This window comes from Lysinibacillus sp. FSL P4-0201, from assembly GCF_038593425.1.
In the GTDB taxonomy this organism is placed as follows: domain Bacteria; phylum Bacillota; class Bacilli; order Bacillales_A; family Planococcaceae; genus Lysinibacillus; species Lysinibacillus capsici.
The window spans coordinates 3,721,997-3,736,902 of the sequence record NZ_CP151995.1 but is presented as its reverse complement, the minus strand read 5'-3'; the positions used below and the strand labels follow the sequence as shown (position 1 = coordinate 3,736,902).

Sequence of the window (14,906 nt, the reverse complement as noted above, 5' to 3'; positions counted from 1 at the left end):
TGAATTCATGAATAAATCAATTTGGTTAAAAGATGGTGTATCTACCTTTCCTATTGTACAGCCTATGGTAGGACAGCATGAATTTTATAAAGCTTATCAAAACTTTTTAAGTGATATTAAAGAAGCGCCGATGTCTCGTATTTTTACTTTAATTGCCAAATGGGGTATCGGTAAATCAAGAATTGCTTATGAACTTATAAGTGAAGTTCTTGGTAATGATAAAGGTTGGACAATCCGAAATAGTGAAGGAGAATTACAAACAGTTCGTCTCTTAAAAGAAGATTTTGGAGATCGAATTTTGCCGGTTTATATTCGTTATGAACAAATGAATGAAGACTACCTATATGGTGAGAATTGGGTGGGGTATGGTGCTTATATATCTTTATCTAAATTAGCAAACGATAAACCTGAATCGACTATACAAGGAAATATAATAAAACATCTACAAAGTAATTTGCTTCCACTTGGTTTCTCTCCGGAAAAGTTAGGTGAGATCATAGAAAAAGGTCAACATTCTCCAGAAAAATTGCTAGAAGATATTCAATTATTAGACAAACTTGTTAAAGATGGTATGAAGTATCTGAGCAAATTCGCCATTGATCACCTACATATTATTGTGGATGAAGTGGAATCTGAATATGAATTGTTTCAAGATGGTATTTATGAAAATAGCGAAGAACGTAAAAAGAAATTGGATGGGGAAGCTATAAAAGTAATAACATCCGCTATTAAACATGAAGATAGTCGTTCTAGACACCCTAATGTTTCGTTCTTATTATTATGTTCTCCTGCAATTGGTGATCAAATCCGCTCTCTTGAAGCGTTAGATCGCCGTGGAGATAAGTTAGAGATAACACAGAATTCATATGCAGATATTTCTGATTATATTGAATCATTACAAAAGCAAGGAAAAGTACGTCAGTATCCTGAAGGTTTAGTTGAAGCAGCATATACGATAGCAGCAGGAAACTTCGGGTGGCTAAATGTTGTAATGGCTCATTGCGATCAGTATTTGGACAGTCAACCTGATACAGATGTAGGTCAGATACTAATTGATTTAGCTAATTCTGTACCTCGTTTTAAAGACAGTTTAATTGATATTTCGCAGCTTGAATATATTGATTCGGATCCTGTTTATCAACCATTGATTAAAAAGGCTTTATTACGTCAATTACCTGTTCCGAAACATACGTATTCAGAACAAGAGCAACAAGTATTATTAACTGCAAAACATATTGAAGGTATTGCACTATTTAGGGAATTTGTAGCAATTCCTCTTACAAAGAATGATCTTGGATTTTATCTTGTTAATAATAAGTATCGTTCAGACGCGAATCATTTATTTGTAAATGAAACAACAGGTGAATCGTTTAATTTAGACGTTTTAATTCGTAGTTTAGAAACATTTTCTATTAATGCTCCAGAAAACTATTTTATTATCGGTAAAGAAAGAGAAACTTTTCTTGCACAAGTAAGAACCCTATATCCGAAAGATGAAGTAGTAGATGCAGCAGAGATTTTATTTGGTTATTTAGAACAAAAAGTCGAGCAAGCACTACAAGAAACATATATCGGACCCAATTTCACATTCCTTGAACGTTTAAATCGTCGATATGCTGTTCAAACGGGTATTGCAAACTATTTATTAATAGAGGAAAAAGATCAAGAATTACAGGAACTATTAAAAGAGCGTAAAAAGGATTATGGAAAAGATATAGAGAGAACAGTTTTAGGATTTATTCGGGCTATAGAACAAGATTATCCTGATGATATACAAATACTTAAAATTAAAGGACAGTTTTGTGGCTTTAGGGCGCATGTTGGAAGCAATATTCATTTAGGAATTCATCCTAAAAAAGTAGTAGATGTTATTTGGTCAAGCCGTTTAGAAAAATTAAGCGACCTAACTGAAAGTAATCTACTAGATATTGGTGTACATCCAATATTTATTTTATCTCCTACTGCGGACACAGAAAATGATATTTCCAAATTCAAACGTGATTATCCGCTTGCGGGTAGGTGTATAATCTTTTTCCAAGTTACAAATTTGCAGAAAAATGTTTTAGAAGTACTATCGGTTGATCGGGATGTCATGGATATACGTCTAGTTGAAAATCAGTTAACGACACCTTTTAGATCTAAAATCCGTGCGTTACGTGATGAAATAGTTAATAAAGCTAGAATATGGTTCGAACAAATAGATCAATCAGGATACGTATTAAGACCAATTATCTTTACAAAATCAGAAGAAGATAATTTACCTTTGTTAGCTGAAGGATATAAAAAAATGTTAATTAATAACGCAACATCTATAGAAATTGGTATTAAACAAGAAATTAAGTTTTCAGAAAGTGAAGATTATAATCGGTTTTGCCAAGTTTTAAAAGCTACTGAAGTAAGAGCCAAGCTTGAAAAAGATGGTTATAAAGGTGCAAATTTGTTTATTAAAACCAGTGAAGACGACTATGAAGTTCAAGTTCCTCTAACCTTCACTACTTTGTTGAGCTATATTGGAAATACGCGTCGAGTGTTAAAGGATATTCAAGAAAAATTCTTCTTTAGTTCGGCTGAATTAACAAAACCGAATAAAATAGTAGAACAATGGATTTTCTTTTTACAGAACTTGAAAGTAATTGAATTACAGAATGGTAATCATATACAAAATGTTATGAAACAAACTTTACAGTACCAACGTGATAAAGTCCAAAAATGGCGTGATGAAGAATACGATAAACTAGTTGATGAATTTAAAGAAACTATTGATAAAAACAGATTAGGAATTTTAAAAGATGATAAATATCGTAGTCGTTTAGATATTATTGATGAAACATTAAATGAAATCAATATCTCTTCATTACAAGCTGATACCGTAAATCCAATTATTACATGGAGAGAACAATTAAAATTGCTTCAAATCTTCCATGAAGAATGCAACTTTATATATGATGAAGAGCAATGGAATTCATTGCAATTTAACGAGCGAATGATTAGTAATTTAAATATTTCAGATCAAAATATGCCGATATGGAGAAAGTTGAGACTAGTTCAATTATTCCATGATTATGTTTCAACTTTGCAAAAGAATATACTTTCCAAGTTAAATGAAAAACTAGAATTCATAAAACAAAATAGCTTATATAAAGACTATTTATTACCTATAGTTCCATTTACTAATGCATTAGAACGCTATCAAACAGAAATATTATATGCAAAAGATTATATTAAATCTTCAAAACGTGAAACGATGGTAAAACAATCAGATAGTTTAGCACATCTTTTATGGTTAGCAATGTATAAAGAAGCTATTGAAAGATTAAACACGATAATTAACGAAATCGGATTAATTAAAGATGGTCAAAACACTGTAGAATGGAAAGGTCATAATGGAATTGTTGGACGATATGAAGAAGTATACGGCAAATTTAAGCAAATAGTTGATAATTTCGTAGAAAATAAATCTAAGGTAAAAAAATGGCTAACTTATTTTGAATCTGCACCATCGGAAATAAAGCAAAGAGTAAAATTTGATGATTTAGAGATATCTAATAATGAAATAGAAACATTTTTAAATTTAGGATTTGATCAGCAAATTGACGATTACTATTTAGCACACAAAAAAGACGCTCTTCCATTAATTCAGTTTGCAGAAGGCTTATTAAAAGAACAAAACAGTAAAGTAGTAACTTTAATTGCAATGCTTCAGCAAATAGAGAGTTCAATGAGAAAAATTCGAAATGAACACTATGACCAAGAACTAATTGATACCGTAAATTATATATATCGATTACAAAATAAGATACCTTATGAAGCAGAAGTAAGTATAGCTATCCAAGAAGATAGTTATGAAAAAACAATTGAAAACATAGTAAGGAAAATGGAGCAATTAGATCAGGATGGTCGTCAGTTTTTTTCTAATAAGAATGCCAAATTTGTTCGTTTTGAATTTTTTAAAGAAGTTGTTAATAGCAACGCAGATATTGATTGGGGTAGTTATCCTAGAGAGAAAGAAGAACTGGAGAACTTCGGATTAATAAAAACTAAAGTGGTGCTATTATGATGTACATCCAAATCATTAAAGAGTTTTCCAATAGAACCGAATATAAGGTGTTAAAAGACTGGGCAAGTGTAGATGAACGGAATATAAATGAATTAAATGAAGGGGTTTGTGTTGTTCCGGCGATTATATTGCTAAAATTATCCGAAACAGAACTTCAGACCTTAAATAAATGGTGGAAACAATGGGGAAATCAACTCATTGTTTTTCCTCCTTTTCATCAAATTGACATTGCTTCATTGCTACAATTAAATGTATGTCTAACGGTAGAAGAAGTAGAAACTCAATCATTTAATAATATTCCGGTTATGGAAGTATTTAAAACTAATGTTAGGCCAAAATGGCGGACAACTAATAGTGAAATAATAGCTTTAGATTATTATGAAAATTCCGGAACTGGATGTGTCACTTTAACCACGTTACCCTTACTAGATTATCGATTATTGTCTCATCGTACAGTTTGTACAGAATTGTTTTATGAATTAATAAATGAAAATGATATTGAAGAATCAGTTGTACCAGCTGAAAGATCTGTTATTTTTAGTCCTATTCATGCTTTCATACTAATTCTTGCAGCTTCAAGGGTATTAGATACTACGATTTTAAATGAACAAATTAAAAAATACTTTAACCAAAACATACCGCAACAAACTTTAACGGAAATGTTTCAGCAATTAATTAATGAAAAATTCCTAGAATCATCTTGTGTCTTAACAAGTTCAGGAGAAGAATATTTAAAACTAAATAGATATCAAGCATTTGTTCGGGAGATTAAGAGATGGGGGAATAATGATGGAGAATGGAGATAAACGTGATATAACCATCACAAATAGCTTAGTAGCGAAAATACAGTTGGGATTACCTAGTACAGTTGCAAAGCTCGGATCTAAAATGCGTTTTATTGATCAAATTGCTCCAAAACTCCGAAATAGTGGTGTCATACGACCAATAATAAAGAAAGTTCCTTTAACTTTAAATGCAACGGGCATCGCAACTGCTAGTAAGACTATACCTGCTTTTGGAGGACTTCTATATAGTGCTGGAGCGTTACGTCAGGACTTATCCATTCAAGAGGGGGTAATTTATCAAACTTTTCAGGATAGTTTGGTTGATATCGATGAAGCAGACGATATTGATATAACTAAAAAACTAAAATTTGTTCATATTAAACAAATGTATGATTTATTGGAAGAGTTATTATATGAATCGCATAAACCAGAGTTAGTGATTGTGGATACACCCTTAATATTAGAGAGAAGTGATGAACCATTAGAATCGCACGTAAATCTTCATTATGATTATGTTTCATGTAGGGAAAGAATTGAGCAATTCTGGAAAGAACATAAGAATGATATTTATCCTTTTAATCCTAATGGAGTCAAGGTTGTTTCGGTTAGTTCTAAACGCTTTGGATCAATATTTTATGGTTTAACATCTGACCTAACAGAAAAATACTTAATTGATAAAATAGATACTGATAAACTTACAGAGTTTAATATGTCCTTCAATAAAATTAAACAAGTAGGAATCAAAAAATTGTTACATGGAGTATTAACAAGAAGAACTAGGACAGCTGCTTATGAATACGACCTATTAACTTCCAATAATCGATTAGAGCCTCAATTTGTAAGAGATTTGGGTGTTATAAATTTTCATTTCCGTGCAGGAATGCAAACAATGCCATTATTAGTGGAAATAATAGGGCATACAGGAGATTGGAATACAAATTCAATAGATGAGTTAACATCTGATCTAATTTCATTATTTACAATCGATCAGTTAAAAGCTTTACCATTACCACTTTGGTATGCAAGTCATGGATTAAAACCGATTAAAACTGGTACAATTATTCATTATTATAAAGCACAAGCACAACAAATGATTAAAAATGAAGAAGTTGAAAATATATGGACTGAGGAAGTCGATTTGTTTGGAGAGGATAATGTATGACTCAAGAAAAATATATAGGAAAATTGATTGGAAATACGGGAAATCCCAATGAATTAAAAATGATTCTTCATGATAGCTTTGTTGCAAGACGAGGGGAGTTTGTAAAAATATCTCATCAAGAGCGGTTAGATGAGGAAGTAACCTATGTTCTTGGACGAATAACATCCATATCAAGAAGTAACATTCTATATAACAGTGAAATGGGTAACGATTTAAATGAAATAGAATTATTACCGGGGGTACAAATGACTGGGGAAACCTTATTTGGTACTATTGACCTTGTAGGTTACAAAGAGGAAAATACTGGTCAAATTCGTATACCAAGAAGGCCACTTGATCCGGGTAGTAAGGTTTTAGGTGTAGACTATGAATTTTTAGCGAAATTTTATCAGTTTGATGAGAATAGAAGTATTGCTATTGGTAATTTAATTGGATATGAGCGTGGAGAAAATATCGTACCTGTTTATATGGATGTTAACAAACTAGTAACAGAACACTTAGCAGTTTTAGCTATGACTGGATCGGGAAAATCATACACTGTTGGACGAATTATTGAAAGATTAGTTGCTCAAATGAATGGAACTGTTGTTGTTTTTGATACACATGGTGAGTACGGGAAAGCGTTCGAAAAGGGAACTATTCACTTTAATAATGAATTAAGTCATATTGAGGACCAAAAAGAAAAAGATAGTATCTTTTTTATTCAAGAAAGATTAAAAAGATTACAGGAAGCCGGGGGAGGAATCAAAGTCTATACTCCACAAATGGAGGAATTTGATTATAAATACTCAGATAAGAATAGCCACCTTGCATTACAGTTTGATCGTTTTGAAATGGATGATTTTGAAGAAATTTTACCGGGTCTTACAGAACCGCAACAACGTGTGCTTGATGTTGCACTCCGCTATTGGAAATTCAAATATCCGCATCCACCAAGAGATATAAATGATCTTAGAGAATTACTATCTGGAGATTTAGAAGAACTAAAGAATTGGGACGATCTTTCGGATGCTGAATCACGCGCTTTAAATGGTAGAAGTGCTGCTGTTGCATCAATGAAATTAAAACGAGTTATAAATGAGGCAAAGAGTTTTTATACGAAAGCAATTGGTGAGCCGACTGATATATACAACTTAATAGGTGAGATGAATGAGAAAAATGGTCGATTAGTAATTATTGACTTACAAGGTATTTCGGATGATGCAAAACAAATTGTAACTGCTCTTGTATCTAGTGAAATTATGCGTGCAGCTGCTGATAAACAACGTTCAATACGTCCTTGTTTTTTAGTTTATGAGGAAGGTCATAACTACGCACCTGCAGGTACACCGACTATTTCTAAAAAAATAATTAAGAAAATAGCGGCTGAAGGTCGAAAATTTGGAGTTGGTTTTGCGATTGTTTCTCAGCGTCCTTCAAAATTAGATGCGGATGTAACATCTCAGTGCAATACTATAATAACAATGCGTTTGAAAAACCCAGATGATCAACGCTTCATCACAAAAACATCGGATATGCTTACAAAAGCGGATATTGATGAGCTGCCAACACTCTCAACAGGAGAAGCTCTACTTACTGGGCGTTCAATACCTGCACCGTTATTAGTTAAAGTTGGTACGAAGGCACTTGTTCATGGTGGTCAATCACCAGAGGTTGTAAAAGAGTGGGGCATATTTAATGACTAAAGAAGAAATAAAAGACTGGATTATTCATGAATTTAAAAATGGTTATATAAGACATACTTGGTTTCCGATGCTAACAACTAGAGGTATGCGGGATTATTCAGAAACAGTTCATTCTACCGGTTTAAACTATATTACTGAAATGGGAAGGCAATTAGATGGATATACGGCTCTGTCTGAATATCCTGTATATCCAGTTCATGAAAAATTCAGTCATTCTCTAACACGTGAAGTGCGACCTGATTCCATTTGGTATGATAAAGATAGTTTAAAACCAGTGTTAGTTTCTGAGTTCGAAAGATTTGAGAATTCTAAAGCTAAAAATGATAAATTGAGAGAAAAAATAGAAAACTTATTAATTGCCTATCATCAATTAGGTGGGGATATCCCAATTATATTATTTGTTTATTGGTCGTACAATGGAATTATACCGAGAGATATTGAAAAGTATATTTCTATTTTTGATGAAGGATTTCGTCTCCCAAATGGCACATATATAAATGGAATTAATTCTTTTATAAGCGATTACTTAGTTTTTCAAGCTGTTGCTCAAGGTGGGAAAGAGAGATTAACAATTAATCAATGGATTCAGGTGAAATGATATGGTTCGTAAGCGCTATATTTTAGATTTAAAGAAGGATATGGAATTAGCGAATAAATATGTTTTGCAGGAGTATGTTAATGAAGGGACATTTGGGCAAATATGGAGAGCGATTCGATGTGAAGATAGTGAAACAGTTGCTTTAAAGATTCCAAAAAGCCAAGAAAAAGGGGATAAAGTTTTAGCTGAGGGATTGAAGTTAAAGGGTTTAGTTCATCCTAATCTTATACAAATATACGATATGGGCCGAATTGACGGGTATTTTGTTATAGAGATGGAGTATTTTGCGGGTCATCCGTTATCACATGAGATGACAGATAATGGACTATCTTCATTACGCACATTTGATACTGTTTATGAAATATTTGAAAAGATATTGAATGGATTAGAATTTATGCACAAGTTAAAGGTAGTTCATGGTGATATTAAACCGGATAATATACTGATTAAGAATAAAGAAGTGAAAATTACCGATTTTGGGACAAGTCGTTTGATTGAAGACATCTTTGTTAGGACAATTGATGGAGTGGGTACTTACGCATACATTGCTCCGGAAGTAGTTAATTCAAAAGAACGTTATTTAAACTCTGATATCTATTCGCTTGGTGTAATCCTTTATCAATTTTTAACTGGGAAAACACCGCATGATACATTTTTAGATGTTATTCATAATAAACCTTTTCCACGTCCAAGAGAATTAAATAAGTCTATTCATGAAAAAATGGAACAAGTGATTATGAAGGCATTAGAACGTAATCCTAAAATCCGATATCAAACTGTTCATGATTTTCGATATGAGTTTAAACAAGCTGTTCAAAAACAACTTCAACAAGATACAACTGAGAGGTACGTACCTAAAACTACCCTTGTTGAAAAACGTGATGCTCTTGAGTTAGCAATAACAAATTGTAAATTAGGGAAATTTAAACTTGCTGAGAAGATTCTTCAGAATGAGATTGCTAATGGACATGTTTTTCCCGATTTGCTTCTCCAATTATCTTATATATACTTTAAAACGGATCGACGATTTGAAGCACTCAAGATGTTAAACGATATATCTACGAATGAAATTGAAGAAGCAAGAAGAGAAAACTTATTATTTTCATTAGAGGAATTAAAAGCAAGAATCTTATTCTCTTTAAAAAAATATGAAGAAGCCCTGCAGATATATCAACGATTGGTGCAACAAAAACCTGATAGCGTGGATTATCGATATCGATTAGCATCTTGTTATGGCCTATGTAACAAGGAAGATCAGGCGATAACTCTTTTAGAAGAAATAAATCATAATACACCGGGTATTTGGATTGTTGTTAAAAAATTAGGTCAAGCATATGAACAAAAAAAAGAATTTGAAAAAGCAAGAGGATATTATAAATATGCTCTTCGGTTAAAACCAGACGATCAGTCTGTAAAAGATAAATTGGCGAGGTTTGAATTTTATTTGTAAATATAAATATAAAATTTATTGAAATCCTGATAGTCATTTTATATCTCTTATAGTCAGGAGCAACCATACTAATTATTTCCTAGACCTACTTTTGAATTCTATAGTTATTTCTTACATCCTCTAATTGCTCCCAATAATTCTAATTACAATTAAAGAGAGGGAAGTATATTTATGATCAGTGGCTTTGAGCAAAGTTTAATAAAAGTTCAAGATACTACAATAAACATTATTAAGCTTCATTTAGATGGTAAGTCATATAATGAGATATCTTCTGATTTAAAAATATCACAAGAAGTGATTTTGGAAATAATAGAAAAGTTCGAAACAATTGAGTAAAAATAACTATTGAACGTTTTACAACAATGCGATTATTTTTAAATTTATAACCTATGAAAGCAATCCTAAACCAACCTCTAAGTTCCCATTGAAATTTCTATATTTTTTAAAGGTAACTTTGGGGTTTCAGACTTATAATAGTCGGCGAAAAAGGGTCAGTTTAGTTATCGATAAATACAGTAATACCAACTGTTCTATCACTTCAGGTATATGAAGTCGTTCATACCCTTAATTGGGTATAGTTTAGTGTACCCAATTAAGGGTATGAAACTGGATAATAAATCTCAAGCTTATTATGTTCCAAAGTTATAGGTATTACAAAAATAGATGAACCCAACCTAGTTTAATTATCAATGCCCTTCTTACTTGAACTTTTATTTCGAATAAGAATATTAAAAATTTTAGTTGTAAAGTACGCCTAATTAGTGACAAATTCTACAGAAGGTGATTTTGTGCGAAAAGTACTTGTAAACAAAGTACGTTGCAAAAAGTGTAATGATATCATCGAATCAAAATATAATAATGATTTTCGCAGATGCAACTGCGGTAGCATTTTTATTGACGGTGGGACAGATTTTCAACGTTTTGGCTGGGGAATGAATCAAAACGATGAAAAATCAGAGCTAGACGATTATATTGATTTTAGTTACTCGGTTTATTCTGAATGATTAGAAAATGATTGCTAAAAATATTCTCATAATGTGTCATATGCATTGCAATTTAGTGCTTTTAATTTGTTGTGTTATCGATGCTGATCATGAAAAGAAATATCTTTTAAAAATCAATATTAGTTACTATTGTTAGAGACCATTAATCGTATCTATTAAAATTTACTTTACTAAAAAGTGTTTTACCATAGAGGGACCAATATATTTTATAGTGACTATTATTCGTATCTAATAGTTTGGTCAACTCAAAACATCTAAGGTTTTTTGAAGTGAATCCAGTTTGGAAACTAATAATAGATACCTTTATTAGTAACTATAATTAGATACGGTATTTGGCTGATAAATCACATAATGAGTAATATATTTAAACAGTATTTCTGTAAGGGGGTCCGCTGAGCTATGTATTCAGACGAGACATTTTACGAAAGTGTTGATAATTTTAGTACCAATGATTTAGACACACTAGATGAAATGTTAAATGAATTAAAAGAGAAAGCACCTTTTATAAATTGGTCTACTCATTGGCATGATTACGAAACGCTTAGTGGAGAATTGACAGCATATGTAACTTTAGATGTTCCTGTTGATCAATCAAATGAAGCAACTGAAATATATGAGATGTTTAACTCGGGAGAAGACATTAGTGGTTATATTAGAATGTCTAAATATCCAGATATATTTGTTTATGTAGATAACCAGTGGGTATTAGATAGAAAAATACAGGATTTTATTTCCTTATTTCATTATTTGGATCATGTAGTAAGTTCTGCCCAACACTCACCAGTACTAGATACACTTTTAGCATTAGCAAAGACTTTGTCGGAAATTTACGAAAAGGCATGGAAATTACCTTATGGTGAATATTGTTCTGGTATAGATTATACTAACGTTGAAAAATTAAAGATTTTTAGTGAAGAACAGTTAATGAAATATTATATAGAATATCGCGTAGACTTACTTAAAATATCAGAATTAATTAATGACATATTTGATAACATTTTTGGCTTTGGTTACTTTATAGAGGATGTTGATGTAAGCCAAGCTGAATTGGCCGGGATGATCTCTGAATGGAAACATAGTTTTGAAGTAGATAATGGTTGGGGTTACAAGCTATTAGAGGCTCTAATGTTAATTCATAAATCAATTAATGAAATAAAATATATAGATGAGATATATTAGTGTATTAAACGATATAAACAAACTTTGTTTTATAAATCAAAGTTGGTTGATATTTAGTAGATAAGACATGCAGCCCAAAAAAAACTCACATAATAAGCATTTAAAGTAGTTTTATCCTAAATAGAAAGCATAAACACTGTCAATTGAGTGTTTATGCTTTTATTAAGCTTAGGTTTTTCTTACTCTAACAATTTTCATTTCTTTTCTTATATTTGCTTTAAGCAATTCATTTAAAAATAATTTTGTGATTCCATCCTCTGATTTTTTCCTCTTTCTAAATTTCCACATTAGCATTTCTCATCCTCCTAATAGACTTCTTTATAGAAAATGTATGCAAATTTAGATAATTAATTACTAATAAACGGGTGAAGAGCTTCATTTCTATGAAATCAAATAGAATATAAATTTCCAAATCATGTATAATTGAAATAGTATAGTTCTTTTTTAGTATTCGGAATTATTGAGGGGTGCGAAAATGAGTAGATTAATAGATAACAGTATATCTATATATGAGGCTTTACAATACATTAAAGACGGAAAATATGTGATGCCAGCATTTCAAAGACAATATGTCTGGAGCATGGAGCAAATTGAAAAACTATGGGATTCCATTTTGTTGGATTACCCTATTGCTACATTTCTACTTTGGTGTGTTGATGATTCCAATGTGACGTGGGATACATATTTTTGCAATTTTTTATCGGAAGTTACGTTTGACAGCAGAAAACAAGCTGATAGTGTTAATTACGAGTTGACCGGCATAAATGTCAAGGATACTGATACGGCCGTATTGGATGGACAGCAAAGGCTAACATCATTATTTTTATCGTTGTTCGGGGAAGCATACATACGTCCGAAAAATGCCAGAAGGATCACTGGGGATAAGATTTTAACGAAACTTCTAATCGAACTGAACAAAAATAAGATTTCAGTGGTTGAGGATGAGTATAATAGCAAGAAATTCGATATTAAGTTTAGTGAAAAAATTGGTAGATTAAGTCCAACCCAATTTGAGATTAAAAATATACTTGATGAGAAATTCCAAGATGAAACGACAAGAGAAAAAGCAATTGAAGAAGCCATTGTGAATGTTCCGGCAGATAGCAAGGATTATGCGCGAAACATTCTGAAAAAATTGTATAACAAAGTTTTTGTAGAAAAACTGATCAGATACACTGAGATTATTGACATGAAACAAGATGATGCGCTTGAGATGTTTGTAAGGTTCAACAGTGGTGGAAAGGCACTGCGTAAATCTGAAATAACGATGTCAATTCTGGAGGCATACTGGCCAAGTGCGAAAACTGAGTTTGGGAAAATCCTTGTTGACTCGTATGCGCGTTTTGATACGGATTTTATTATCCGAGCAGCCTTGATGCTGTATGGTGATGTTGTAAAATCCAACATTAACAAAAAGATTGCAGAGGAATTAAAAAACGATTGGAACGGCTTCAAGAAAGCACTGACAAATACAGAAAGTCTTCTGAAGGAAATGAATATTGATGTAAGTCGTTTCTCAAGCAGTTGGAACGTACTGTTGCCGATCATTTATTATATTTATTATAATCCTGATCATTTCGGCAAAAACATCAAAGGTGTTCGTGCTTATTTACTGAGGGCGATATTCTTTACTTATTTCCAATCAGGCACTACAGGTAAGCTACAACAGATGAAGAGCAACATCAATAGCTTTGATTACGAAATTACTATTGAAATGCTCGATCAGATGAATGATCTGAGAGTCACAGATGGTAAAATTGAAGATGTCCTAAATTCAGAAAAAGGCAGCAGAGTTGCTGGCGAGGTTCTTTATTATTTGAATCTTGACTGGACAAATAAGAACTTTAAATATGAACAAGACCATCTTCACCCGGATAACAGGTTTAACGGAAATAAACCTGTATCGGTTACTTTAGAAGAATGGAAAAGATGGCGTGGAATGCGTAATCGTCTCCCTAATCTACATTTGCTTGAGGGAAGAAGTAATGGAGGCAAAAGTGATATGAGACTAGTTGATTACTATAACGATATGAACGAAGAACAAAAGGTGGAATTTTGTAAACAGGCTATGATTCCTCATGATGTTTCACTAGAAATTGAAGACTTCGAAAAGTTTTATGAGGCTAGAAAAACAATACTTGCAGAAAAGATACGTGAATTGTTAGGGTGATAACTTTGTACCATTTGAGTGAGAGAAAAATGGTAGACCATCGTTTCTAATAAGATAAGCGCCGCCGTTTATAAATATTTAATATTAAAGCCTATTCAAAAATTTTTGAATAGGCTTTTTATAAAATGTAGGATCAAATTTTGTCTTACTATCCTTACCTTTTATACTTTACTAATTAAGATATTTGTATTTTTCATCCGTTGTTCAGATTCGAGTTCATCTGTTAATTCACATTCTAAAGTCCAACGATTTTTTAATAATTTCCTTTTATAACTACATTTTGTGCAAGTGTATTTATATAACCCGAAATATGTTCGTTGTTCCTTCATTTTACGATAATCATAAATACAATAGGGCCCATCAACAGATGAAATAGCGACTTCTTCATTTGTTAATTCTTTAATATCACGTCGTAATAGTGATGATTTTATATCACCTTTTACCTTCCATAAGAAACCTTCATATTTTACTTCACCCTTAAAGTCATGGCTATAGGGTATAGAAAATACCATTGGAAAAGGTTCTTGTAATTTGTCAATTCTATTTCTTATAAAATGTCTTACTATAACCATTAACACTAAAAAACTAAACCAATATCCAATAAACTGGTATGCATTAATCATTTCTAAAAATTGTTCTATTCTAGAAAACGCTTTAATTTGAAGTGAAATAGTTACATAATTCCATATAAGGCTGGCGATTAAAGATGCTATTATACCCAGTATTAAATCTTTTAATATTTTATTCAATAATATCCCTCATTCGAAAATATACTTCGATATTAATCTAGTCTAAATTTAATGTAGTACAAATATA

The 14,906-nt window shown here is 31.8% G+C and carries 12 protein-coding genes; 10 read left to right on the top strand and 2 right to left on the bottom strand.

All coding sequences use genetic code 11. The features are described from left to right. Positions 1-7 precede the first annotated feature (7 nt). The 9 genes from MKY76_RS18755 (at position 8) to MKY76_RS18715 (ending at position 11,920) form a co-directional block, all read left to right on the top strand. Positions 8-4,057 (top strand): hypothetical protein, encoded by a 4,050-nt coding sequence (locus MKY76_RS18755; RefSeq protein ID WP_342556972.1) that lies wholly within the window; start codon positions 8-10, stop codon positions 4,055-4,057. Next, positions 4,054-4,863, top strand: coding sequence for a hypothetical protein (locus MKY76_RS18750; protein ID WP_342556971.1), 810 nt, complete (start codon positions 4,054-4,056; stop codon positions 4,861-4,863). The genes MKY76_RS18755 and MKY76_RS18750 overlap by 4 nt, the downstream gene beginning before the upstream one ends. Continuing rightward, positions 4,844-6,004: a hypothetical protein gene (locus MKY76_RS18745; RefSeq protein WP_342556970.1), complete on the top strand. Its 1,161-nt coding sequence runs from the start codon at positions 4,844-4,846 to the stop codon at positions 6,002-6,004. The genes MKY76_RS18750 and MKY76_RS18745 overlap by 20 nt, the downstream gene beginning before the upstream one ends. After that, a complete protein-coding gene (locus MKY76_RS18740) occupies positions 6,001-7,689 on the top strand; it encodes a DUF87 domain-containing protein (RefSeq protein WP_342556969.1) in 1,689 nt (562 codons plus the stop codon). Before MKY76_RS18745 ends, MKY76_RS18740 begins: the two co-directional genes overlap by 4 nt. Further along, positions 7,682-8,287: a hypothetical protein gene (locus MKY76_RS18735; RefSeq protein WP_342556968.1), complete on the top strand. Its 606-nt coding sequence runs from the start codon at positions 7,682-7,684 to the stop codon at positions 8,285-8,287. Before MKY76_RS18740 ends, MKY76_RS18735 begins: the two co-directional genes overlap by 8 nt. A gap of 1 nt (position 8,288) precedes the next feature. Continuing rightward, positions 8,289-9,737 (top strand): protein kinase, encoded by a 1,449-nt coding sequence (locus tag MKY76_RS18730; RefSeq protein ID WP_342556967.1) that lies wholly within the window; start codon positions 8,289-8,291, stop codon positions 9,735-9,737. Between the two features lie 171 nt (positions 9,738-9,908). After that, positions 9,909-10,073 (top strand): hypothetical protein, encoded by a 165-nt coding sequence (locus MKY76_RS18725; protein ID WP_342556966.1) that lies wholly within the window; start codon positions 9,909-9,911, stop codon positions 10,071-10,073. Positions 10,074-10,525: 452 nt separating this feature from the next. Further along, a complete protein-coding gene (locus MKY76_RS18720) occupies positions 10,526-10,741 on the top strand; it encodes a hypothetical protein (protein WP_342556965.1) in 216 nt (71 codons plus the stop codon). 399 nt (positions 10,742-11,140) lie between these two features. Next, on the top strand, positions 11,141-11,920 hold the full coding sequence (locus MKY76_RS18715) for a hypothetical protein (RefSeq protein ID WP_342556964.1): 780 nt from the start codon (positions 11,141-11,143) through the stop codon (positions 11,918-11,920). Positions 11,921-12,088: 168 nt separating this feature from the next. Here MKY76_RS18715 and MKY76_RS18710 read toward each other — a convergent pair whose 3' ends face one another. Next, the gene (locus tag MKY76_RS18710; protein WP_342556963.1) at positions 12,089-12,214 is read right to left on the bottom strand and encodes a hypothetical protein; all 126 of its coding nucleotides are present in this window, start codon (positions 12,212-12,214) and stop codon (positions 12,089-12,091) included. Positions 12,215-12,395: 181 nt separating this feature from the next. Between MKY76_RS18710 and MKY76_RS18705 the strand changes: the two genes are divergently transcribed. Continuing rightward, positions 12,396-14,090, top strand: coding sequence for a DUF262 domain-containing protein (locus MKY76_RS18705; protein ID WP_342556962.1), 1,695 nt, complete (start codon positions 12,396-12,398; stop codon positions 14,088-14,090). 161 nt (positions 14,091-14,251) lie between these two features. Here MKY76_RS18705 and MKY76_RS18700 read toward each other — a convergent pair whose 3' ends face one another. Next, complete coding sequence (locus MKY76_RS18700; protein WP_342556961.1) at positions 14,252-14,839, bottom strand: hypothetical protein; 588 nt, start codon at positions 14,837-14,839, stop codon at positions 14,252-14,254. Between the last annotated feature and the right edge of the window lie 67 nt (positions 14,840-14,906).

Excerpts from the sequence above, each read along its gene's own strand:
- MKY76_RS18730 (WP_342556967.1), top strand. The coding sequence starts at position 8,289 with ATGGTTCGTAAGCGCTATATTTTAGATTTAAAGAAGGATATGGAATTA.
- MKY76_RS18755 (WP_342556972.1), top strand. The coding sequence starts at position 8 with ATGAATAAATCAATTTGGTTAAAAGATGGTGTATCTACCTTTCCTATT.
- MKY76_RS18745 (WP_342556970.1), top strand. The coding sequence starts at position 4,844 with ATGATGGAGAATGGAGATAAACGTGATATAACCATCACAAATAGCTTA.
- MKY76_RS18705 (WP_342556962.1), top strand. The coding sequence starts at position 12,396 with ATGAGTAGATTAATAGATAACAGTATATCTATATATGAGGCTTTACAA.
- MKY76_RS18725 (WP_342556966.1), top strand. The coding sequence starts at position 9,909 with ATGATCAGTGGCTTTGAGCAAAGTTTAATAAAAGTTCAAGATACTACA.
- MKY76_RS18740 (WP_342556969.1), top strand. The coding sequence starts at position 6,001 with ATGACTCAAGAAAAATATATAGGAAAATTGATTGGAAATACGGGAAAT.
- MKY76_RS18710 (WP_342556963.1), bottom strand. The coding sequence starts at position 12,214 with ATGCTAATGTGGAAATTTAGAAAGAGGAAAAAATCAGAGGATGGAATC.
- MKY76_RS18715 (WP_342556964.1), top strand. The coding sequence starts at position 11,141 with ATGTATTCAGACGAGACATTTTACGAAAGTGTTGATAATTTTAGTACC.
- MKY76_RS18750 (WP_342556971.1), top strand. The coding sequence starts at position 4,054 with ATGATGTACATCCAAATCATTAAAGAGTTTTCCAATAGAACCGAATAT.
- MKY76_RS18735 (WP_342556968.1), top strand. The coding sequence starts at position 7,682 with ATGACTAAAGAAGAAATAAAAGACTGGATTATTCATGAATTTAAAAAT.